Source organism: Flavobacterium sp. TS_SC_5, assembly GCF_056156265.1.
In genome coordinates this window covers 2,922,094-2,944,972 of the sequence record NZ_CM149588.1, presented here as the reverse complement: position 1 = coordinate 2,944,972, position 22,879 = coordinate 2,922,094, and the positions used below count along the sequence as shown (strand labels likewise).

Below are 22,879 nucleotides of genomic sequence, written 5' to 3'. Positions count from 1 at the left end.
TATCCTTTAAGCGGAGTTTCTACTAGCATTTGTATTTCCAAAAAGAGAACGAGTTACTATTTTTTCGTATACTTTTATTAAAGCTTCATCCGGTTGGTCTTCCTTGTTTAATTCATTAATTCGCAACAAAGCATATTGCTGTATCGTTAACAATGGCAATACTATACGTTCTCTTATTTGTATCGAAGCTTTACCGTCAGGATAATTCTCCATCAGCTCTTTGTGACCTGCGATTTTCAAAAGTAATCGTTTTGTTTCTAAAAATTCTTCATAAATAATTTGCCAAAAATCGCCAAATTGAGGGTCTTTTTTCATGTAAGCTGTCAGTGGAAAAAATGATTTAGTCAATGACATCATACTGTTTTCTAACAAGGTTTTAAAGAACAATGAATTATCATATAAGTCCTGCACTTTACTCCATTGATTCGTATCTTCAAAATGTTTGAGCGCCGTACCAACACCAAAAAATCCGGGTACATTTTGCTTCAACTGGCTCCAAGAACCCACAAAAGGAATCGCTCGTAAATCAGCAAAATCTAAATGTTCTGATTTACTTCTTTTGGATGGTCGGCTTCCAATATTAGTTTTGGCATAATATTTCAACGTGCTCATTTGCTCCAAATAAGGAATAAATTTTGGGTGGTTTTTGAAACTTAAATACTTTTCATAACCAAAACCGGCCAATTTATCCAATATATTTTTTTCGTCCAAAGTCAATTCATTTTGCCCTTTGCTAAAAACCTGATTGGTTACACCAGCACTTAATAAATTTTCTAAGTTATATCGGCATGAATCTAAAGTCCCAAAATTAGAACTAATCGTTTGCCCTTGTACAGTAACCTGAATTTCATTGTTTTCAATATTTGGACCCAATGAAGCGTAGAATTTATGAGTTTTTCCACCACCACGAGCAGGAGGACCGCCACGACCATCAAAGAAAATCGCTTTTACGCCATATTTTCTGGAAATTGCGGTAAGTTCTTCTTTTGCCTTATAAATACTCCAATTCGCCATTAAATAGCCTCCGTCTTTTGTACCGTCAGAGAAACCAAGCATGATTGTTTGCTTATTGGTTCTACTGGCTAAATGTGCCGCATAAGTTGGATTTGTGTACAATTTCTCCATAATTGCATGCGCATTCTGCAAATCATCAACCGATTCAAAAAGCGGAATAATATCAACTGGAGGATTCTCCCAATTACTCAAACGGAATAACGCAAAGGTTTCCATCACATTAAGCGCACTTTCATTATTACTTATAATATAACGGTTTGCACCAAATTCTCCATTATTTTCCTGAATAGTTTTAATTGCTTGAATGGATTCGATTGTCAAACGAGTCATCTCATTCGGAAAAACAGCCGCATCAAGATTTCCGCTTACATTTGATAAGACCTTTAGCTTATCTTCTTCTTTTAATTCAAAATAATTTTTCGGAAAAACATCAGGATTAGCTTTCAGATAAAATTCAACAACGTCATTAAACACAGCATCATGAATTTTACTATTCTGACGAATATCTAAAGATGCAAAATGAAACCCAAATAAATTTACTTTTATTAAAAGCGCTTCCAATTCATCTACATACAACGATTGATGCTGATCAATAATTATCTGTTTTATTTTACTCAATTGCGATTTAAATTCGTCAAGAGTAATGAAAATTTCTCCTTTAGAATAAAAAACAGACCTGTAAAGTTTTTGTTCCAGTTCCGTAACCAAAGTATCAACCCCTGAGAATGTTAGCTTTCTTTTTAAATTTCGCATTTCGATGTAATAACATTTCAAAATCGAAGTTCGCAAGCGTTCCGCTACTTTCAAAGTTATTTCGGTTGTTACAAATGGATTTCCATCACGGTCACCACCGGGCCAAAAACCAAGTTTAATTAAAGGATTTTTTATAGAGTTACCATTAAAAATATTCTTTTGAAGATAGTGCACCATCTCACCGGAAGTATGATAAAATACATTTTCAAGATACCAGATCAAACTTACTGCTTCATCAAAAGGATTTGGTTTTTCATTTTGAATAAAAGGAGTTTTACCTAATTGAGCCAGTAACTGCTTAATGTTCAGTAAGTCATTTTTACGAATCGCTTCAGTTAAATCATTGATAATTCCAAGCACAGCACCAGGATAAAACTGTGTAGGATGCGCAGTTAAAACTGTTCTAACATTGAAATCTTCCAGAAAATCAACCAATTCGTCTTCTTTGTCTTTTGCATCAGACTTCTCCTTTATATCTCTCAACGATCCTCTTCCCTCCATATTATTAACAACCGGAAAAGCAGCATCTTCAATAGCATCAAACAAAACAATCTGACGTTCGATATATTGAATAAAACGAAACATGATATCAATCTTATCTGATTCTGAAGGATCGTGTAAATACCTTTTTGCAAAAAAATCTACAATCTCTTTTGGAGTCTCTTGCTTTTTAAATCCTGTATCGCAAATATCTGTAAACAAAGGAAGTAAAGCACCCGTATTATCTATGGATTGAAAGGGCAATGTAATAAATACACTATTGTAAATGTTGTATTTAGAGAGAACATCTTGATTGAAACGTTCAATTTTAGGCAGTGTGTACATAATTTAGCTGTAGTTGGTTTAGTTAATTTTTCATAAAAAAACCCCAAGAATTAACTTGAGGTTATATTTATATATAGCGCATTCAAGATAATTACATGTTTTTGAAAATAGTATGCATCAAGCGCTTCTTGTCATTTATACTTTCCTCCAGTGAGATCATTGTTTCTGTTCTGTAAACGCCATCAATATCATCAATCATAAAGATAACATCTTTTGCATGCTTCGTATCTTTAGCTCTAATTTTACAAAAAATATTAAATTTCCCAGTAGTTACTGAGGCTACCGTTACAAATGGAATTTCGTTGATACGTTCCAAAACAAATTTTGTTTGAGAAGTATTGTTTAGAAAAACACCTACATAAGCGATAAAAGAGTACCCCAATTTATCATAATCAAGAACTAATGACGATCCCATTATAATTCCGGCATCCTCCATTTTTTTAACTCTGACATGCACAGTTCCTGCAGAAATCAATAATTTTTTTGCAATATCCGTAAATGGAACTCTTGTGTTGTCTATCAACATATCTAAAATCTGGTGATCTACTTCATCTAAACGAAATTTACTCATAATTCTTAAATTAATATTATTAATTGCTATAACAAAGTATAAAATTATACATAAAAACAACAAAAAGACATAAATATTATATTTTTATCATTCCGTTAACAAATTTTATGCTTTTATCTAAATAAAAATCAGCTTTTTGATTTAATTTAGGAATCGACTCAAAATCATCTTTATATAAAGCACCTTCAGCGTCGTATTCAAAATGACCAAAATAATTTTCTAAATCGCCTATTTGTGAAACATAAGCGTTAAAACAAATCTGATTTTCGATTAACTCTTCTTTGTATTGTGCTGCAAAATTGGTGATTATTTCGATACCATCATAATTTATTTTGATGTTTTTATACATTAAATCATAAAAAACGACTTTATTTTGAGGAATATTCAAATATTTGTTAATTCCGTTGCTAACTATAACGTTTTCGCTAAGTATGGTAAAACTCAAGATTAATGCCATAAAAACATATTTACGGGTTTCCTCTCTTTCATAATCGTTTGCAAAATGACCCGCTTCAAACAATAATGTAGGTACGCCCAGATATTGAAATGTATCACCAATACAGTTTATATTGAAAGAATCATCAAAACGACCAATTTGATTCGGTAAATACTTCTGAAGCTCTTCATTTATACTCGCAATCAAATTAATAGCCTTTAATCTCGATTCGTTTACTTCTCTTTCTTCATTATGAGAAGGCGCCAAAAATGATAACGTAGCCGGTTTACCCGTATCGCTTACGCCAAAAATAGTGCGCTGATCATGAAGATTAAAGCAATAATCTGGTTTAAAAGATTCAAAAACTTCTCTTAAAATCTTACTTTCTGGCTGTGTAAGCGCTTGCGAATCGCGATTTAAATCAACTTTATTAGCATTTTCTCTGGTATATAATGTGGCACCGTCAGGATTCAACATTGGAATACTGCAAAAAGTAAAAGTATTTAATAATTGTTGTGCCAATTGCGAACCGCTTTGCAACACATTCAAAAAATCAAATAGTGCCTTTGTAGTTGTACTTTCATTCCCATGCATTTGTGACCAAAGGAAAATTCTAGTTTTACCTTTTCCAATTTCATACGAATAAATAGATTTTCCAAGAACTGATTTCCCGATAATTTGAAGTTGATTGTTGGTGTTTAATTTTTGTAATAACGGCTCAATAGAATCCAAAGTGATGTAACGACCGTGAATGGTTTCTTCTTTATATTGACTAAATAATTGTTCTAAATTCATGCTGTTTTATTTGATTTACAAAAGTAAACATCTTTGTATTTACATTTGTAAACAAATAAGATTTCAACTATTTCAATCCTGTAAACACATCTTTGCCTTTTAAGTGAATCCTTTTACTACTTGCGGTTAACAAATGTTATCTAATAATTAATTAGTATCTAATTAACATACTATCAATTACTTATAATTAATCACATTATCTTATACTTTATGCTAATTAGTCTTATAAATACTATTTACACTTGTAATATTGGTTATTTGATAACTTTTGATTACATTTGTAAATAGTTAATTTATATCAATAATTTACAATGGTAAACACAGAAGATTTTATAAAAAGATTAGAAATTATACTGGATTATTACAGCTTGAATGCTTCTTCTTTTGCGGATAAAATTGGCGTTCAGCGCTCCAGTTTGTCTCACCTGCTGTCAGGAAGAAACAAACCCAGCTTGGACTTTATCCTTAAAATATTAGAGGTTTTTCCTGATATAGATCTGTATTGGATTTTAAATGGAAAAGGAAATTTTCCTAAAAACTCGGAGCAGTTTGATAAAACAGTAAACAACGTTGAGCAAGTTGTAAAACAAAATATTCCTGCTCCACCTTCTGCTGATATAATTCCTGAGAATTTATTTTCCGAAATAAAAATTCCAAATCCGATTCCTGCATTGGAAACAAAAAAAATAGAAAATCAAAATAGCCCTAAAGAATCAAATTCTGATGCTATTGATAAAATCGTAATTTTTTATAAAAATGGAACTTTTAAAAGTTATGTTCCTGATTAAAAAAAGAACCCCAATTCGGAATTTCGAATTGGGGTTCTTTTACATTATTTTTCTGTAACAATTATTTTTACGATAAACTGAATTTATTGTTTACACTGTTATTTATTCAAATGAATATCCGTTTTCCGGAATTTTACCTTTTACACCGTTATAGTGTTTCTTCAAAACTGCCATATCACTTTCGATATCTCCAGTTGGTGAAACTGGATTTCCTAAATTTACTTCTTTTCTTCCAAAATCAAATGTGACAGGGATTATAGGAACATTTGCTTTCAACGCAATATAATAAAATCCTGTTTTTAGTTCAGTAACTTTTTCGCGGGTTCCTTCTGGAGCGACAGCCAAACGAAAAATTTCCTTCCTTTGAAAAATAGCCGCAATAGAATCGACTTTGTTCAAACCTCCAGAACGATCCAGTGGTTCTCCGCCCATATATCTAAAATAAAATCCGAAAGGAAAACGAAACAATTCTTTTTTACCCACCCAGTTCATTTCTAATCCGGTTATTCCTCTGGTAAAAATTCCCAAATAAAAATCGTGCGCACTCGTATGCGGCATTACCATCATTACACATTTTTTGATATTAGCATCAATTCCTCCAACTATTTTCCAGCCCATGAGTTTGAAAAATATCCATTTATAAAATTGTTTCTTCATTCTTTCTTATTTAGTACAAAATAAATAATTTAAATCTGATTTTTGAGTAAAACCGCCACCAATGATTAAAAAAATATTCAGTTATCTCATTCCAATAAAAATTTATGAAACAAAATCTGCATTGAGTAAATCGATAGAAGTGACTTGGACAAATGGTGAATTGGTTTTAGACTCTAAAAATGCCAATTATTCGTATGGCAGTTTGCAACGCATTTTAAGATTTGGATTAAAAAACATTGGCTATGAAAAGATAGTTCCAATGAAATATATTCTTGTTTTGGGAGTTGCAGGCGGAAGTGTGATTAAGACCTTGGTGGACGAAATAAAATACAAAGGAAAAATTACCGGAGTTGAAATTGATCCCGAAATAATTAAAATAGCCAATACCTATTTTAAATTAGACGAAATTGAAAATCTTGAAATTGTAATAGATGATGCTTTCGAATTTGTTTTGAAAACCAAATCTAAATACGATTTAATTATTATTGATATTTTTCAGGATACCACAATGCCAAATTTTCTATTTGAAACTTTTTTCATCAATAGAATTTGCTTTCTTTTGAAAAGTCATGGTTTTATACTTTTCAATACAATGTTATTAAATGAAAGCCAAAATCTACGAAATAAAAAATACGTTTCAGAGTTTTACAAAGATAAATTTCAGATTAAGACCATTCCCAGACTTGAAGTTCATAACGAACTAATTCTAATTGAGAAACTGAGTTAAATCATTAATTTTTTGTCAAAATTCACAATGGAATTCTGGTCAAGCAACACAATTATTTTGTAACCTTACATAGCGTTATTTAACACTTTGCTGGAATGAAAAAAATGTTAAAAAAACTTCTTCTCGGAAAAACGTCAAAGGGCGCTCAACCTAAATTTAATCCCATTCAAAAACGGATACAGAATATTCAATCCATTTGGAATAATGATCATCATGAAGACAATGGGATTGAAAAAATTGTCCGTTTAATACTGGCTTCGTCCCAATTACTTTTTCCAGGGATTTACATTAAATATTGGGCTAGTAAGAAAGGAGTTGAATACCAAGATTTAGCTTTAGACTTTTATGTTTTATTAAAAGTAATTTTTCCAATAGTGATATTAATAAATCAATGGCAAAGCCATCAGTGGATTATTTGGATTCTTGTTTATGTTTTTTTGGAAACTGTTTTTTATATTCCAACACTGATTTTTGCTTCTGATTTATTTTCAAAACCACGCTCATACAAGAGATCCATGTTGTTGCTTTTCTTTAACTATTTAGAGATTGCATTTGCGTACGCAGTCTTTTATTCTGTTGGAAATTATATGAACAAACCGTTTTTCCATTGGTTTGATTCTATTTATTTCAGCATTGTAACTTCCTCTTCCATCGGTTATGGCGACTACCATCCAATTACACCAATAGGGAAATTTCTAGTTACTACACAAGCCTTACTGTTTCTGTTTTTCATTGTGCTTTTCTTAAATTTCTTCTCCACCAAAGTAAAAACGAAAGGCTATTTCGATCATGAAAATCTGGAATAATTACAGCATTTTTCTGGCTTTTTCTAAATCTTCCGGAGTATCAATTCCGATTCCGACATGTGTCGTTTCGACCATTTTAATTCGTTTTCCAAATTCCAGATAACGCAGCTGTTCCAATTTTTCAGATGCTTCCAAAGATTGCATTGGTAAACTGTAAAAATCCAATAGTGCTTGTTTTCTAAAAGCATAAATACCGATGTGTTGCATGTAGCGAACACCCACATTTTTCTCTCTTGGATATGGAATTGCCGAACGTGAAAAGTACAATGCAAAACCATTTTGATCCACCACTACTTTTACATTATTGGGATTGTTGATGTCGGCTTCATCTGTTATTTCGCGCATTAAAGATGCCAAATCTACTTTTTTATCCAAATCATTTCTAAAAACTTCAATGACTTTTACCAAAGGTTCTGCATCAATAAAAGGTTCGTCTCCTTGTACATTAATCACAATATCAACGTCCAGATTTTCGACTGCTTCTGCAATTCGATCACTCCCTGATTCGTGTTCTTTGATACTTCGAATTGCTTTTCCACCGTGAGAAACGATTTCGTCATAAATCAAATCCGAATCCGTTACCACAAAAACATCATCAAACAATTTAGTGTTTATGGCTGCTTCATAAGTTCTTAAAATGACCGTTTTACCTCCTAAATCCTGCATCAGTTTAGCGGGAAATCTTGTCGAAGCGTAACGTGCGGGAATGACTGCTATTATTTTCATTTTATATGGAATTGCTAAAGCGCTAAGTTAGTATGTTTTTAGGATTTAAAAATTTTTCTCAATCCTTAAATTTGCTTCATGATATTCCAAAAACTAATTTTACGCCTGATTGTAAAACCCAATTTCTCGTACAATTGTATTGCACCTTTATTAACTTCAATCACATGTAAATAAGGAATTTTATTTTGCTTGAAAATTTCATTTACGGTATGGATCACTAATTGTTTGGCGTATCCTTTTCCGGTATGATTGGGATGTGTGACTACGGCGCTTACTTCAATAAAGTCATTCATTTGCATGCGCTCACCAGTCACGCTAACAAGTTCTTCATTTTTGAAAATGCCATAATAATTACCTAATAAAGCGGTTTTCTTTTTAAAATACCCTGGTTGCACCAAGTTCACCAACTCATATAAAACATCAATATGTTCGTCAGTCAGTTTTACAATTGGGTCATTAATAGCAATGTCGATTGGATTACAAACAATCATTTGAAGGCAAACCAATTCTTTATTTAACTTTAATAGATTTGAAAGTTCCGGTTTTTCTCCAACAATAAAAAAACTATCAACCATCTCAGAATATTCATCGATAGAAATAGCATCGCATTTTTCAAAACCACCAAACGGACAATAATCCGGATGATAGAATTTTACACTGCCATAATCTACTGCAAAAATTTGATGCGTTTCTGATAACGAAAACCAAACTGGATTATCTAATTTTTTATCGTCTTGTGTTTTCAAAATAAGTAGTTTTGAAGGTTGGTTTTGGGTTAAGTATAAATATGCACTTTTTTATGAATAGACAGGAGTTAAAAACAATCGTCATAAAAGCAATTCAGCTTTATCATCTAAATATCGCATTTTTTATTAAATTTTCCGCAGAATGCATCTCAGCATATTCGTGCATTGATCCAATTTCAAATTTTATTGGTTCATCAATATCAGTATTTGCTATAATTCTATGCTCCTTTTGATAACTAAAAGTATATGATTTATCAAAAAAAGTCAAATCATGGTTATTTTTTTTGTAGTCATGATAATTAATAAGATTATGCAAATTTGAAAAGCCTTTTTTGTTTAACTTATCTGAAATTAAAGAAATAAACATTGCAACATCTTTAACTATAACACAATGTGTCCCAAATTCCAACATTCGCTTATCTATTCGATGAATTACTTTTCGCTTAAGCAACTCATCAGAAAGTGCATATGTAGAGTAAATATTTCCAATATGGCCTTTTAATTTTTTTCGAAGTTGAATCTTATTAGGATTTAAAGTTATTGGATTATCAGGGATTTCTAAAGTCAATTTTCCTTTTCTAAAATTACTTATTTCAAAAGTACCTTCTAACTTATCTCCAACACCTGGTTTATCTAATTCTTGAAATAGTTTTATTGTATTCATATAAACTTCCCCTTTATTAAATAGATTTTCCATGTCTTGTTTCTGTCCAAACTTTAAAAGATATTTAATCTTAATAGTATTGTTTTTCATAAAATTATTTTTTTACCATCTAATCATTTGAAATACATTATTTAAAAAAAAACACTCATTTAGTATCTGTCCTACATAATCTTCACAGAAGTCATACTCAAAGAACCCGCCAATAATTTATCATTAAACAAACTCAATTCTTCGGATTTTCCTTTCAGTCCCAAAGTGTAAATCAAAGGCAAATAATGCTCTGGCGTAGGAATCGCTAATTGAAACGCCTTGCTTTGTTTTTCAAAATCAATCAATGGTTGAAAATTTCCGTCCAGTAAATAATTATTAACAGTTTCCCTTGCTTCAATTGCCCAATCGTAGCCATAATTGTCCTTATCGAAATTTTGAAAATCGACTAACCTTAAATTATGCACAATGTTTCCGCTACCTACAATTAGGATTCCTTTGGTACGCAACGCGCTTAATTTCTGAGCCAGTTCAAAATGGTATTGCCCAGATTTTGTATAATCAATACTCAACTGAATTACAGGAACATTCGCTTCCGGATATAAATGCTTGATAACACTCCAAGCACCGTGATCCAAACCCCAATGTTCGTCCAGCTCTACTTCTACCGGCGATAATAAATGTTTGGTAGCAATTGCTAATTCCGGACTTCCTTTTGCTGGATATTGCAAATCGAACAACGCTTGTGGAAAACCTCCAAAATCATGAATCGTTCGGGGCATTTCCATGGCGGTAACCTTTGTCCCTTTAGTAAACCAATGTGCCGAAATACACAAAATGGCATTGGGTTGCGGTAACGTTTTGGCTAAATTTCGAAAACCAGTAACAAACTGATTTTCCTCAATCGCGTTCATCGGGCTTCCGTGTCCCAAAAATAAAACCGGCATTTTTTCGGTATTCGAAAAAGAACCAGAAATTTTATGTAAGTCGTTTAAAGTGTTCATTACCAAACTATTTTAAAATTATTGAACCATATAAGTTATATAAGGTCACTTAAGTTTTTCTTTGATTTTAGCTTATATGACTTATATGTTTATCAAATTTACTCTACAAAATTCTCATCCTTAAATCCTATCAAATATAATTTATTTTTGGCTCGGGTCATCGCTGTGTACAACCAGCGAATATAATCTCTATTGATGCCGTCCGGCAAATACGGTTGTTCTATAAAAACCGTATTCCATTGACCACCTTGTGATTTATGGCACGTAATTGCATACGAGAATTTCACTTGCAAACCGTTGAAATATTCGTTGGCTTTTACTTTTTGGAATTGCTTAAATTTGGTTTCGCCTTCGTAATCTTTCAATACTTCCTGATACAATCTATTCGATTCATCATAGGTCAATGATGGTGATTCACTTTTTATGGTGTCCAATAATAAAACGGTTTCAAACGGAATCTGATTGGGGTAATCGACCATTCGTATTTTTACTTTGGCAAACTTAAAACCGTACAATTCTTTGATATTGAAAATTTCTAATATTTCGATAATGTCACCATTGGCAATAAAACCCGCTTCATCCGAATCTTTTAACCAAAAATAATTGTTCTTAACTACCATCAAAAAATCACCCGTAGACAATTCGCTTTCTTTATCGAGGATTTTGGTTCTGATTTGCTCATTATATTGATTCGCCCTTTTATTGGAGCGAACAATAAAAGCGGTATCTTCAATACTGTAATTACTATAAGCAGAATTGATGGCATCCTGAATATCATAACCGTCAGTCAACCGAACTATATCTTTGAACTTTTTGAGATCAAATTTGAATTCATCAATAAAAGAATCTTTCAATAATTCCCGAAGTTCCGTAGCGTTATGCAAAATCCCGGAATTTTCTTCCTGACGCATGACTTCATCCAACTCAATATGTTCTACTTCCTTATCATAATTCATTCCCAGAGTACGAATGTCCAGTGCGGGACTGATATCTAAATTCACCGGAGGCAACTGAGCCGTATCTCCCAATAAAATCATTTTGCAATTGGTTCCAGAATAGACATACGAAATCAAATCATCTAATAAAGAACCGTTTTCATACAACTTAGAATCGGAATTCGTATCAGAAATCATAGAAGCTTCATCGACTATGAAAATCGTGTTCTTGTGTTTATTTTGTTGCAACGTAAACGAAACGCCACCACCGGAAGATTTCTTGGGAAAGTATATTTTTTTGTGAATCGTAAAGGCAGGTTTATTCGAATAATTAGCAATTACTTTAGCCGCGCGTCCCGTTGGCGCAAGCAAAACATACTTTTTATTAATGTCTAATAAACTATTTACAATCGTAGAAATCACGGTTGTTTTTCCAGTTCCCGCGTACCCTTTTAAAACAAAAATGGTTCTATTATCGATTTCAGTCAAAAAAATAGCAATTTTTTGAAAAAAAATATCCTGTTTATACGTGGGTTGAAAAGGGAATTTTTTTTGTAAAAGACTATAAAACAGGGAGGAATTCATTTCATGTTATTTGATTGCAAAGTAAAGAATGTTTTTCCAATTTCAAGGTCAATAGCAATTTCAATTTTCAAATACTACCATTGAATTTTGCTATTGTCATTGCTATTGTCATTGGTACTGCTATTGTCAATGCAATTGAGTTTTGTAATTGATTTTTGCCATTGCAATTGAATTTTGATAATGAAATTGATTTTTAAATTTGTAAGTTTGCGTTGTTGAAAAAATCAATAGTATGATAAACATAGCCGAAAAAAAATATAAAAAACTTTCCATTCAAGTTTCCTTGACAGGACTTTCTTTTTGTTGTTTTGACACGCTAAATAATACTGTAATTTCATTCAACGAAGTGCATTTTGATACGTTTCAAAAAGCTGCAAAAATTGAAGATTTGTTTGCTGATGCTTTCAACAATCATCCAGAATTAAAGGATTCCTATGATGAAATTCTGGTAATTCACAATAATAATCTTTCAACATTCGTTCCCGAACCGTTATTTGATGAAAACTTTTTAGGCAGTTATTTGCAGTACAATACAAAGGTTTTTCAAACTGATTTTTTCGCTTTTGATGAAATTCCAAACTATCAAATGAATGCGGTTTATATTCCGTATGTGAATATCAATAATTTTTTCATTGACCAATTTGGCACTTTCGATTACAAACATGCAAATAGTATTTTGGTTTCCAAATTATTAGTTGCTTCCAAAAATAACGATGAGAAAAAAATGTTTGTACATATTAATACAGGCCATTTTGAAATCATTGTGGTTCAGAACCAAAAACTAATTCTTTTCAATTCTTTCGATTACAGCACGCCAGAAGATTTCTTGTATTACATCTTATTTACTGCCGAACAATTGAACTTAAATCCCGAAAACTTCCCATTCGAACTAATCGGAGATATTGATACCGAAAGCGATTATTTCAAAATCGCTTTCAAATATATTCGCAACGTTTCCCTCATTGATGTGGAAGATTTGCGATGGAACAATTATTTTTCTGAGGCCGAAAACAGAAATCATTTTATACTTTTCAACTCATGAGAATCATTTCAGGAAAATACAAAGGAAGACGCATTTTTCCACCAAAAGGATTGCCTGTTCGTCCTACAACCGATATGTCTAAAGAAGCATTATTCAATGTTTTGAACAACCATTTCAGTTTTGAAGGACTTAAAATATTAGATTTATTCGCAGGAACAGGAAATATCAGTTACGAGTTTGCATCAAGAGGCTGTACGCCAATCACTTCTGTTGATGGTGATTTTGGTTGTGTAAAATTCATCAAGCAAGTTGCAGCCGAATATGATTTTAATATTGCTGCCACAAAAAGTGATGTTTTCACGTATTTAGAAAGATGTAAAACGTCCTACGATATTATTTTCGCAGATCCACCGTATGCTTTGGACCAAAAAACTTTTGAAAAAATTATCTTATTAGTTTTCGAAAAAGAATTGCTTAATGAAGATGGAATGATGGTAATTGAACATTCAAAATATACCAAACTGGATCACATGATTCACTTTTCGTTCCAAAAAAGTTATGGAGGTTCCATTTTTAGTTTCTTCGAAATTGGTTCTGATGATTCAGAAGATTCTGAAAATGAATCAGGACAAAACGATGCTGAAGAAGAATAGTCTTGATAGAATATAAAAACAAAAAAGCTCTTGTAATTCCAAGAGCTTTTCTGTTTTTAGTAATCATTTAAAGCAACTTTTTTCCAATTACCAAAAGTAAAGTTTAAAACGGGAACCAATTTGCTGTCATTTTTGTCATAATTATAACCAACACCCATATTCAAATCAAGGTTAAAATTCCGTTTGTGCGTTACTTGAAAACCTTAAACCGGGGCTACAGTAATCGATTCATAAACCTGAACTTAATTCTGAGTAAAGTATATTTTATAACTTTGTCGCAATTTGTAAACAAATCCTAAAAGTATTTAATTCATTTTAAATTGACTTTTTGATATAGCTGGTTTTTCTTTTGCGTTAGCGTTTGAAGTTATGAAATAGAATACATTAAGTAAGAAAAACTATTTTACATTCTTAAAACTGATACTTTCACAGATTCTAGTTTATTTAGTTTGTCGAAATGTAATTCGATTTTTATCGGGAACCAATATCATAATTTAAATTCTGATTTGTAAGAATTTGATCTTTTTTTTAAATAATTATTACTTTTTTGCATAAAAAAAGCAGGTCAATTGACCTGCCCTTTATGTATCCTTAATTTTTCTTTAACAACCAATTAAATATAATTAAGAATAGCATGTGTATATCATTAATAATCAGTAAGTATTTTAATTTTAGGTAAATATAAAAATTAATATTAATTCAGCAAATATTTTGCCAAAGATTTAAATTTTACAAAATATCTAAACTTCCTTTTCCTTCTCTTACTACAATTGGTTCATCACCTGATAAATCGATAATTGTAGATCCTATATTATCACCATAACCACCGTCAATGACTAAGTCAACAAAATTTTGCCATTTCTCAAAAATAAGTTCCGGATCAGTGGTGTATTCTATCACATCATCTTCATCATGAATTGACGTAGAAACAATAGGATTTCCAAGTAATTTTACAATTTCTAAAGCAATAGCATTATCAGGAACCCTGATTCCAACAGTTGTTTTCTTTTTAAATTCCTTTGGTAAGTTATTATTTCCCGGTAAAATAAAGGTATACGGTCCCGGCAAAGCTCTTTTTAAGATTTTAAAAGTGGTTGTGTCAATTTGTCTAACATAATCAGAGATATTACTCAAATCATGGCATACAAAAGAAAAATTAGCTTTATCAAGCTTCACTCCTTTGATCTTTGCAATGCGTTCCAAAGCTTTGGTATTGGTAATATCACAACCCAAACCGTATACTGTATCCGTTGGATAAATCACTAAACCACCTTCTTTCAGAACCTTAACCACTTTAGCAATTGCAGCTTCATTTGGTTTATCTTCGTATATTTTTATAAATTGAGCCATTTTATTTTAGTTTAAAGTTTAAAATGTTTAAGGCTTAAAGTTCTTTTAACTGACAACTTTAAACCTTAAACTTGAAACAAATTTTTACCCAATAATATCCAGTTTCGCAAAACGCAACAATAATTTTTTGATTCCGCCAACTTCAAATTTGATTTCGGCTTTTTTGTCTGCTCCTACTCCTTCAAGGTTTAAAACTTCGCCTTTTCCAAAACGTTCGTGCATTACAATATTCCCGGCAACGAGTTTATTATCAAATAAATTCGCACTTCCTGAAGCAGCATTATTGGTAACAGGCTTCAATTTACGAATATTTATCTCTGCTTTTGGTTCATTATCTGAACTATATTTGGTCGGAGGAGTTCCATTCGCAGGTTTTGCCAGACGCAATTTGGACTTATCTACATCTCCAAAAATATCACTGTCAATCATCGGTTTGTACCTGTAATTATTTTCAGGAGGTGTCATATATTCCAGATATTGACTGTCGATTTCCTCAATAAAACGGGAAGGTTCACTGTCTGTCAATTTCCCCCAACGGTATCGTGATTGTGCGTACGTCAAATACGCTTGGTGTTCTGCTCGGGTCAAAGCTACATAAAACAAGCGTCGTTCCTCTTCTAATTCACTCCTAGTACTCATACTCATGGCACTTGGGAACAAATCTTCTTCCATTCCCACTACAAAAACATGAGGGAATTCCAATCCTTTTGCCAAGTGAATGGTCATCAACGCCACACGATCTTCATCACTGGTATCTTTGTCTAAATCGGTTGCCAAAGCCACATCTTCCATAAATTCAGACAGAGCGCCACGAGCTCCATCTACTTCTTTTTGGCCATCGGTGAAATCTTTGATTCCGTTTAATAATTCCTCAATATTTTGAATTTTAGCCATTCCTTCCGGAGTAGCATCTTTTTTTAATTCCTGAATCAATCCAGTTTTTTTGGCAACATGATCAGCAAGATAGAACGCATCCTGGTTTTCATTTATAGCCTGAAAACTCTGAATCATCGTAACAAAATCGAGTAGTTTTTGCTTTGTTCCCGAATTCAATTTTAAGTCGATTCGTTCTATGTTTTGCATCACTTCAAATATCGAACGCTTGTAATGATTGGCTGCAATAGTCAGTTTTTCGATAGTTGTATTACCAATTCCACGCGCCGGATAATTAATCACCCGAACCAACGCTTCTTCATCTTTTGGATTGATAACCAATCGCAAATAGCACAAAACATCCTTGACCTCTTTTCTTTGGTAAAATGAAAGTCCGCCATAAATTCGGTACGGAATGTCTCTTTTTCTCAATGCATCCTCCATTGCACGGGATTGTGCATTGGTGCGGTACAAAATAGCAAAAGCACCATTAGGCAACTGATTTTGCATTTTTTGTTCCCAAATGGTACTAGCAACAAAACGGCCTTCTTCATTATCCGTTAAACTGCGGTGTACTTTTATCTTTGGACCAAAATCATTCGCAGTCCAAACTATTTTGTCCAGTTTTACTTTATTTTTATCAATAATCGTATTTGCAGCCTCAACTATATTCTTTGTAGAACGGTAATTTTGTTCCAATCTGAAAGTTTTTACGCCTTCGTAATCTTTCTGGAAGTTCAAAATGTTATTGATATTTGCACCACGAAACGCATAGATACTTTGCGCATCATCACCAACCACACAGATGTTCTGAAATTTATCAGATAAAGCTCTGACAATTAAATACTGTGAGTGATTGGTATCCTGGTACTCATCTACTAATATATAACGGAAACGGTTTTGATATTTAGCCAAAACTTCTGGAAAACGAGTCAGTAATTCGTTGGTTTTTAATAATAAATCATCAAAGTCCATAGCCCCTGATTTGAAACAACGATCGACATAATTTTGATAAATTTCACCCATTCGAGGCTTTTTAGACATCGCATCCGCCTCTTGTAGCTCCGGATTATTGAAATAGGCTTTTACGGTAATCAAACTGTTTTTGAAATTTGAAATTCGGCTTAAAACCTGTTTTGGTTTGTACACATCACGATCCAACTGCATTTCTTTGATGATTCCGGAAATGGCACGCAACGAATCCTGAGAATCATATATGGTAAAGTTGGAAGGATAGCCAAGGTGTTCGGCTTCTGATCGTAAAATTCTAGCAAAAACCGAGTGAAATGTTCCCATCCAAAGATTTTTTGCTTCACCGGCACCCACGATATCCGAGATCCGTTTTTTCATTTCTCGAGCCGCCTTGTTAGTAAAGGTGAGGGATAGAATACTAAACGCATCGATACCCTGACTCATCAAATAAGCAATTCTAATAGTCAACACCCGCGTTTTACCGGAACCTGCACCCGCAATAATTATCATGGGGCCGTCTTTTTGGAGAACGGGTTCGCGTTGGGCTTCATTAAGTTGATCGATATATTTGTGCATGGAAGTTTTTATAGTATTGTATGCAAAAATAAGCATTAAAGATGGAAAAGTGTAATTTTAAATGAAGCTAAAAAACCATTCTTCATTTGTTGAACCAGATAAGAAATAGCAGTACGTATATGCCCTATATTTTATAAAAAACCATATTTGATTTTCAACATATAAGTCATGTAAGTTAGAGAAACTAATTTTTAAATAATTGATTTTATTGGTAATGTAAGCTAAATCGCTCTTTGTAAAGAGTTGTCTTGTCACAATAAACTACTAGAATTTCTAATCTACATTCAAATTAAAAACTTATCTGACTTATATGTTTAACACCTATATTCATTAATAAAACACATCGTACGCAAAACGAATTAAAGTCCCAACAACCACAACCAAAAAGAAAATCCGAATGAAACTATTTCCTTTGTTTATCGCTAATTTAGCCCCTAACCACCCTCCAAAAGCATTGCTGGCAGCCATTGGCAAGGCAATTGCCCAAATGATTTTTCCTTTTAAAATAAACAAACAAATAGAACCGAAATTTGTCGCCAGATTCACCATTTTAGCATTTGCGGAAGCGTGCAAAAAATCGAAACCCATAATGGCAATAAAAGCCACTACCAAAAAACTTCCGGTTCCTGGTCCGATAAATCCATCGTACAAACCAACTACAAAACTGATTCCGACAGCATTCCAAATTTGGGTTCTGGGAGAATGATTCTTTTCAATGTGTTGTCCAAAATTTTTCTTGGCATAGGTATAAATCACTAAAAATGAAAGAACCACCAGCAATAACGGTTTCATGAAGTCATTGCTGACATACGTCAATAAAGTGGAACCCAAAAATGCCGAAGGAAATGCCAGAAGCATCATAATCGACAATAGTTTCCAGTTCATATCTACCTTTTTCAGATATTGATATGCTGCAAAGGAAGTACCACTAAAAGCAGGAACTTTCAAGGTTCCAATTACGGTTGAAACAGGAAGATTGGGCAATAAAATCAATCCCATAGGTGTTTGAATCAATCCGCCACCGCCCACAATTGCGTCAATAAATCCTGCAGCAAAGGCCGCTAAACAAAGTAAAACCAGAACATAAGTCTCCATTATGATATTCAATTTTAAGTAGTGCTGTTACAAGGAGCAAAAATACTATTCGGATTGATTTATTGCTATTAAATAGAAATTGATTTGTACTCAAAAAAGTATATTTTTGCTCTTTAAATTTTTATAACAAAATGGACTCAACAAAAATCATAGAAATTCTGGCTTATACTGTACCTTCATTAATTACTGGAGGAGTGGCTTATTATTTGTTCAACTCTTATTTTAAAGACCAACAAAATACAAGACGCTGGTTGTTGCAAAAAGAAGCTCAAAAGGACGCTTTACCACTGCGTTTACAGGCCTACGAGCGTATGGTTTTATTTATGGAACGCATCAATCCTACTAAATTATTGATTCGAATTGCTCCTGTTTCTAATGATAAAAACGATTACGAAAATTTGATAATTGCACAAATCGAACAGGAATTTGAACACAATTTAACGCAGCAAGTATACATGTCAGACGAATGCTGGACGATCATTGTCACGGCAAAAAATAGTACTATTCAAATGATTCGAAAAGCGAATATGAGTGATCGTGTAGATAATGCCGATAAATTACGTGAAGTACTTTTAAGTGATTTGATGGAAAAACAATCTCCTAGTAATGCAGCTTTGGCTTATATCAAAAACGAAGTGAGTCAAATGTGGTAAACATATAACATTACAAAAAAAATAAATTTCACTAATTTCTACAACAATAATCTTTTGAAATTAGTGAATTAGCGGTTATCAAATCCATATTGATTCAAAACTTATTCTTTCAACAATCGATTCAATTGAAATTGTTCGGCTTTATTTAAATACGGGACGATTCTTTCCAAAGAAACTCTCATTTCTGGATTTTTTAATAATTTTCGAATGTTATCTCTACCAAATTTCGTGAATTGCCACATGTGATGCGTGGTAGCATTTACGAGATTTTTCAAAACAACTTCATTTATTATTTTGAAAGCGAGTAATTTCTCCAAAGCATTTAGCCTGGTATTCGCTTCATATTCAATTGATGAATATTGCATTAATTCAGTTTCCAAAGCTTGTTTGTCAATAGGATAATTTGGTGTTGAAAGTGCTAAAGACAGCCACAGCGTCCTTAAATTATAATCATTGAAACCTACCCAATTTTTTGATTTATCCAAATAGAGAATGCGTTGTTCCGGAAAATTATTCCATAAATTATATAGCGCCAGTTCTTGTGTTTGATACGATTTGTCCTCTAATAAAGTTTCATATTGCGTTCTGAAACTCTCAGGAATTTCATTCAATGCTGCTGCAACCGTTTGACGTAATTGCACATTTTTAGTTTCTAAAGCTAAAATAAAAAGACTCTTTTTATTCTCCCATTTTTCATTTTTCAATTGATTCAGAATCGCTTCTTTTACCGAAAAATAAACGTCAGACTGCATTATTTTTTCCAGAAAATCTCTTTTCTCTGACAATGGTTTATTTTTCAATTTATCAACTTCAAACAGCGTCTGAATTGATTTATTTTTTAGTAACAAACTGTTGGCTTGTTGTGTATTGAAAGCAGTAGTTTCAAGCCATAATTTACTAAAATTATCCAAATCATAACTTGATACTTTTTTGATTTCAGTGAAAAAATCTTGTGTATTCACATTCTGAAATGCATGTTTTTTCATATAGTTTTTTACCGCTTTTTTAAACGCCTTATCGCCTATTTCTTCGCGCAAAACAAAAAGTGCCCAGGCGCCTTTTTGATAAAAAGTCAACGAACTTGCTTTGGCATTCAAAACAGGAATAGTATCCGTTCGGGAAGCAAATTTCAGTTGTTGTGCCGACTCGAATAATTTGGAATAAAAATAATCTTCTCCATAGATTTCCTTTTCGGCCAGCAACGCATAATAAGTCGCAAAACCTTCCTGCAACCAATGGTGTTTTCCGCTTTCGGCAGTGACTAAATTCCCGAACCATTGATGCGCCAATTCATGTGCATTGACATTGGTGTAACTTCTGTCTTCAAAACCTGTGGAATCGACCACATAACGCGTGTTGAAAAGTGTTGATGATGTATTTTCCATTCCGGCGTACAAGAAATCTCGAACGGGCGCTTGTTTATAAATTTCCCAAGGATACTTTACTCCTGTTTCCTTTTCTAAGAAATCAAACATCCGTTTTGAATCCCTATAAGTTGGTTCAAATTTGGAAACGTCTTTTGGTTCCAAATACATTTCTAAAGGAATTCCGGATTTAGATTTTTGACTGATTTTTTCAAATTTTCCGATGGTAAGCATTAATAAATAGGAACTCATTGGTTTTTGCATTTGATATTGCCAAAGCGAAAGTCCATCAAGTGTTGATTTAAATTTCAATATTCCATTTGAAATTACCTGATACTCGTTATTGCATACAATATTCAAATTAAAAACCACTTTTTCATTCACATCATCAAAACTCGGAAACCAGTGACTGGTATATTTTCCTTGTCCCTGTGTCCAAATTTGTAAATTATCATTTGCTGCTGAGCCAACGAAATACATCGTTTGTTTTGGCTTAGCCAAATACTGAAAAGTCAGGTTATTTTTCCCTTTTTTAAAAGGAAAAATAATTTGCAATTGTTTTTGTGTATTGATATAATTAACCGATTTTCCGTTTAATTTCAAATTTGAAAATTCCATGTTTTGAGCATCAATTTTAATCGTGTCAATAGATTTCAAAACATTAAAATCATAATCGACATCCCCAGAAACTGTTTTTTCAATTGGATTTATGGTAATTTTTCCGAGAACCGATTTAAAATTAACAAATTGGGTTTGTTGGGCAAACGTGAACGTGGAAATAAAAAAGAATAGATATTTCATTAGGAAGGCATTTAATGCTGCGATTTCCAAAGTTACAAAGGTTTCCCAAACTAATCCGACTAATTTTGTAAGTTTACCTCCAGAAAATCACAAGAGAATCACATTGAAAAAGAAAGCGTTATTTAACTGGAGCAGCGGCAAAGATTCTGCGCTGGCCTTATATAAAAGCCTCCAAAATCCCGAAATTGAAATTGTCTGTTTACTAACCAGTGTAAACCAACAACATCAGCGTATTTCGATGCATGGTGTTAGAGTTGAATTATTGCAGCAACAGGCCGAAAGCATTGGATTGCCACTTGAAATTATGCAAATCCCTGAAATGCCTACGATGGAAGTCTACGAAAATGTGATGCGAGAAACATTGGCTACACTAAAAAACCAAGGCGTAACACATTCTATTTTTGGTGATATTTTTCTCGAAGATTTACGTAAATACCGTGAAGATAAATTAGCCGAAATAGGTTTTGAAGGTGTTTTTCCGCTTTGGAAGATCCCAACTCTTGAAATTATTCAAGAATTTATCAGTTTAGGTTTTAAAACGATCGTGGTTTGCGTCAATGAGTGTTTCTTGGATAAAAGCTTTGTGGGTCGTGTGATTGACCAGGACTTCATCAATGATTTACCTGAAAATGTTGATGTTTGTGGCGAAAACGGTGAATTTCATACCTTCACTTTTGACGGTCCCATTTTTTCAAAACCAATTGATTTTGAAATTGGCGAAGTCGTTTATAGAAAATATGAAAAACCAGAAAAACAAGATACCTCAGATAACGCTTGTGATACGAGCGCTTCTGATGCTTTTGATTATGGATTTTGGTATTGTGATTTGGTTAGGAAATAATCTATTTAGTGGCTACTAAATTCATCGCTTTAGGATTGATTTCATTTTTTATAGTTAGGGCTTTAAAATAGAAAAAGAGCATCAAAAGTTTTTCAACTTCTGAGTACTCTTTAGCAAAAGTGCTTCATAATCCTAAAATTAACCAAAACTAAACCTTATGAAAATGTTCAATAAGCACTTATAATTTACTTTTTATATTCTAATCCGGGACCATCGCAATAACTCCATGTACTGGACAAAGAATTATTGGCATTCAAAAACAGTACTTCTTTTTGGTTTCCGTAACAGCTGCCTATAATTTCGCTGTCATTGGGATATGTTAATTCAAAAAATATTCCGTCAGATTGAGTTGTGGTCGTATAAGTTCCCGAAAGTGTTGTTTTTACAGAATTTTCCTCTCTGGATTTTGTAAAAGTTCCATTGGCATTGAACAAATAAAATTCTTGCCAAGCCATTGCTGCGCCTGTAGTTTCAGAATTAGGAATAGAACCCGACATCGCAACCAAAGTCCATTTTCCATAATAACCAGTGTTATCTATTGTTACACCATCATCTTTAGAGCAGGAACTGAAAATAGTAAGGAAAACAACAAAAATGATTAGTATTTTCATGTATCAGATTTTACAGATATTCTTAAGACACTACTTCTTACAAAAGGTTGCGTCAAATTATAATTATTTTTTTTCTAAAATAAAAAAA

At 32.7% G+C, this 22,879-nt stretch carries 21 protein-coding genes; 7 read left to right on the top strand and 14 right to left on the bottom strand.

What is annotated here, in order from left to right; translation table 11 throughout:
* Positions 1–6: 6 nt before the first annotated feature.
* The 3 genes from AC0J6S_RS12700 to AC0J6S_RS12690 all read right to left on the bottom strand — a co-directional run bounded on the left by AC0J6S_RS12700 (position 7) and on the right by AC0J6S_RS12690 (position 4,394).
* Positions 7–2,592, bottom strand: a complete 2,586-nt coding sequence (locus AC0J6S_RS12700) for a phosphoenolpyruvate carboxylase (protein WP_474954148.1) — start codon at positions 2,590–2,592, stop codon at positions 7–9.
* Positions 2,593–2,683: 91 nt separating this feature from the next.
* Positions 2,684–3,163 (bottom strand): Lrp/AsnC family transcriptional regulator, encoded by a 480-nt coding sequence (locus tag AC0J6S_RS12695; protein ID WP_072943262.1) that lies wholly within the window; start codon positions 3,161–3,163, stop codon positions 2,684–2,686.
* Positions 3,164–3,239: 76 nt separating this feature from the next.
* Positions 3,240–4,394: a M14 family metallopeptidase gene (locus AC0J6S_RS12690; protein WP_474954147.1), complete on the bottom strand. Its 1,155-nt coding sequence runs from the start codon at positions 4,392–4,394 to the stop codon at positions 3,240–3,242.
* 311 nt (positions 4,395–4,705) lie between these two features.
* On the opposite strand from AC0J6S_RS12690, the gene AC0J6S_RS12685 reads away from it, so the two are divergent.
* Entirely contained in the window at positions 4,706–5,182 is a 477-nt protein-coding gene (locus AC0J6S_RS12685) for a helix-turn-helix domain-containing protein (RefSeq protein ID WP_474954146.1), read from the top strand.
* 102 nt (positions 5,183–5,284) lie between these two features.
* Here the strand turns inward: AC0J6S_RS12685 and AC0J6S_RS12680 are convergent, their stop codons facing one another.
* Positions 5,285–5,839: a 1-acyl-sn-glycerol-3-phosphate acyltransferase gene (locus tag AC0J6S_RS12680; protein WP_474954145.1), complete on the bottom strand. Its 555-nt coding sequence runs from the start codon at positions 5,837–5,839 to the stop codon at positions 5,285–5,287.
* Positions 5,840–5,900: 61 nt separating this feature from the next.
* Here AC0J6S_RS12680 and AC0J6S_RS12675 point away from each other — a divergent pair, with 61 nt between their 5' ends.
* Both AC0J6S_RS12675 and AC0J6S_RS12670 read left to right on the top strand, forming a co-directional pair.
* A complete protein-coding gene (locus AC0J6S_RS12675; RefSeq protein WP_474954144.1) occupies positions 5,901–6,566 on the top strand; it encodes a spermidine synthase in 666 nt (221 codons plus the stop codon).
* 95 nt (positions 6,567–6,661) lie between these two features.
* Positions 6,662–7,372 (top strand): potassium channel family protein, encoded by a 711-nt coding sequence (locus AC0J6S_RS12670; protein ID WP_474954143.1) that lies wholly within the window; start codon positions 6,662–6,664, stop codon positions 7,370–7,372.
* Here AC0J6S_RS12670 and kdsB read toward each other — a convergent pair whose 3' ends face one another.
* The 5 genes from kdsB to AC0J6S_RS12645 all read right to left on the bottom strand — a co-directional run bounded on the left by kdsB (position 7,373) and on the right by AC0J6S_RS12645 (position 12,020).
* Positions 7,373–8,098 carry a 3-deoxy-manno-octulosonate cytidylyltransferase gene (kdsB, locus tag AC0J6S_RS12665; protein WP_474954142.1) on the bottom strand — a complete coding sequence of 242 codons (726 nt, stop codon included), beginning with the start codon at positions 8,096–8,098 and terminating at the stop codon, positions 7,373–7,375.
* Between the two features lie 65 nt (positions 8,099–8,163).
* Positions 8,164–8,844: a GNAT family N-acetyltransferase gene (locus AC0J6S_RS12660; RefSeq protein ID WP_474954141.1), complete on the bottom strand. Its 681-nt coding sequence runs from the start codon at positions 8,842–8,844 to the stop codon at positions 8,164–8,166.
* A gap of 103 nt (positions 8,845–8,947) precedes the next feature.
* Complete coding sequence (locus AC0J6S_RS12655) at positions 8,948–9,598, bottom strand: hypothetical protein (protein WP_474954140.1); 651 nt, start codon at positions 9,596–9,598, stop codon at positions 8,948–8,950.
* 71 nt (positions 9,599–9,669) lie between these two features.
* Positions 9,670–10,500 carry a 4,5-DOPA-extradiol-dioxygenase gene (gene ygiD / locus AC0J6S_RS12650; RefSeq protein WP_474954139.1) on the bottom strand — a complete coding sequence of 277 codons (831 nt, stop codon included), beginning with the start codon at positions 10,498–10,500 and terminating at the stop codon, positions 9,670–9,672.
* Positions 10,501–10,598: 98 nt separating this feature from the next.
* Complete coding sequence (locus AC0J6S_RS12645) at positions 10,599–12,020, bottom strand: ATP-dependent DNA helicase (protein WP_474954138.1); 1,422 nt, start codon at positions 12,018–12,020, stop codon at positions 10,599–10,601.
* A gap of 232 nt (positions 12,021–12,252) precedes the next feature.
* Here AC0J6S_RS12645 and AC0J6S_RS12640 point away from each other — a divergent pair, with 232 nt between their 5' ends.
* Positions 12,253–13,062: a DUF3822 family protein gene (locus AC0J6S_RS12640; protein ID WP_474954137.1), complete on the top strand. Its 810-nt coding sequence runs from the start codon at positions 12,253–12,255 to the stop codon at positions 13,060–13,062.
* Positions 13,059–13,655, top strand: a complete 597-nt coding sequence (locus AC0J6S_RS12635) for an RsmD family RNA methyltransferase (protein WP_474954136.1) — start codon at positions 13,059–13,061, stop codon at positions 13,653–13,655. Before AC0J6S_RS12640 ends, AC0J6S_RS12635 begins: the two co-directional genes overlap by 4 nt.
* Before the next feature lie 729 nt (positions 13,656–14,384).
* Here the strand turns inward: AC0J6S_RS12635 and AC0J6S_RS12630 are convergent.
* The 3 genes from AC0J6S_RS12630 to AC0J6S_RS12620 form a co-directional block, all read right to left on the bottom strand.
* Positions 14,385–15,005: an L-threonylcarbamoyladenylate synthase gene (locus tag AC0J6S_RS12630; protein WP_474954135.1), complete on the bottom strand. Its 621-nt coding sequence runs from the start codon at positions 15,003–15,005 to the stop codon at positions 14,385–14,387.
* A gap of 84 nt (positions 15,006–15,089) precedes the next feature.
* Positions 15,090–17,426, bottom strand: a complete 2,337-nt coding sequence (locus AC0J6S_RS12625; protein ID WP_474954134.1) for an ATP-dependent helicase — start codon at positions 17,424–17,426, stop codon at positions 15,090–15,092.
* 330 nt (positions 17,427–17,756) lie between these two features.
* The gene (locus AC0J6S_RS12620) at positions 17,757–18,521 is read right to left on the bottom strand and encodes a sulfite exporter TauE/SafE family protein (protein ID WP_474956363.1); all 765 of its coding nucleotides are present in this window, start codon (positions 18,519–18,521) and stop codon (positions 17,757–17,759) included.
* Between the two features lie 131 nt (positions 18,522–18,652).
* Between AC0J6S_RS12620 and AC0J6S_RS12615 the strand changes: the two genes are divergently transcribed.
* On the top strand, positions 18,653–19,174 hold the full coding sequence (locus tag AC0J6S_RS12615) for a DUF7935 family protein (protein ID WP_474954133.1): 522 nt from the start codon (positions 18,653–18,655) through the stop codon (positions 19,172–19,174).
* A gap of 101 nt (positions 19,175–19,275) precedes the next feature.
* Here the strand turns inward: AC0J6S_RS12615 and AC0J6S_RS12610 are convergent, their stop codons facing one another.
* Positions 19,276–21,339: a M1 family metallopeptidase gene (locus AC0J6S_RS12610; RefSeq protein WP_474954132.1), complete on the bottom strand. Its 2,064-nt coding sequence runs from the start codon at positions 21,337–21,339 to the stop codon at positions 19,276–19,278.
* Positions 21,340–21,442: 103 nt separating this feature from the next.
* Here AC0J6S_RS12610 and AC0J6S_RS12605 point away from each other — a divergent pair, with 103 nt between their 5' ends.
* Complete coding sequence (locus AC0J6S_RS12605) at positions 21,443–22,180, top strand: Dph6-related ATP pyrophosphatase (RefSeq protein ID WP_474954131.1); 738 nt, start codon at positions 21,443–21,445, stop codon at positions 22,178–22,180.
* A 185-nt stretch (positions 22,181–22,365) separates the two neighbouring features.
* On the opposite strand, the gene AC0J6S_RS12600 is transcribed toward AC0J6S_RS12605, so the two are convergent.
* The gene (locus tag AC0J6S_RS12600) at positions 22,366–22,791 is read right to left on the bottom strand and encodes a hypothetical protein (RefSeq protein ID WP_474954130.1); all 426 of its coding nucleotides are present in this window, start codon (positions 22,789–22,791) and stop codon (positions 22,366–22,368) included.
* Between the last annotated feature and the right edge of the window lie 88 nt (positions 22,792–22,879).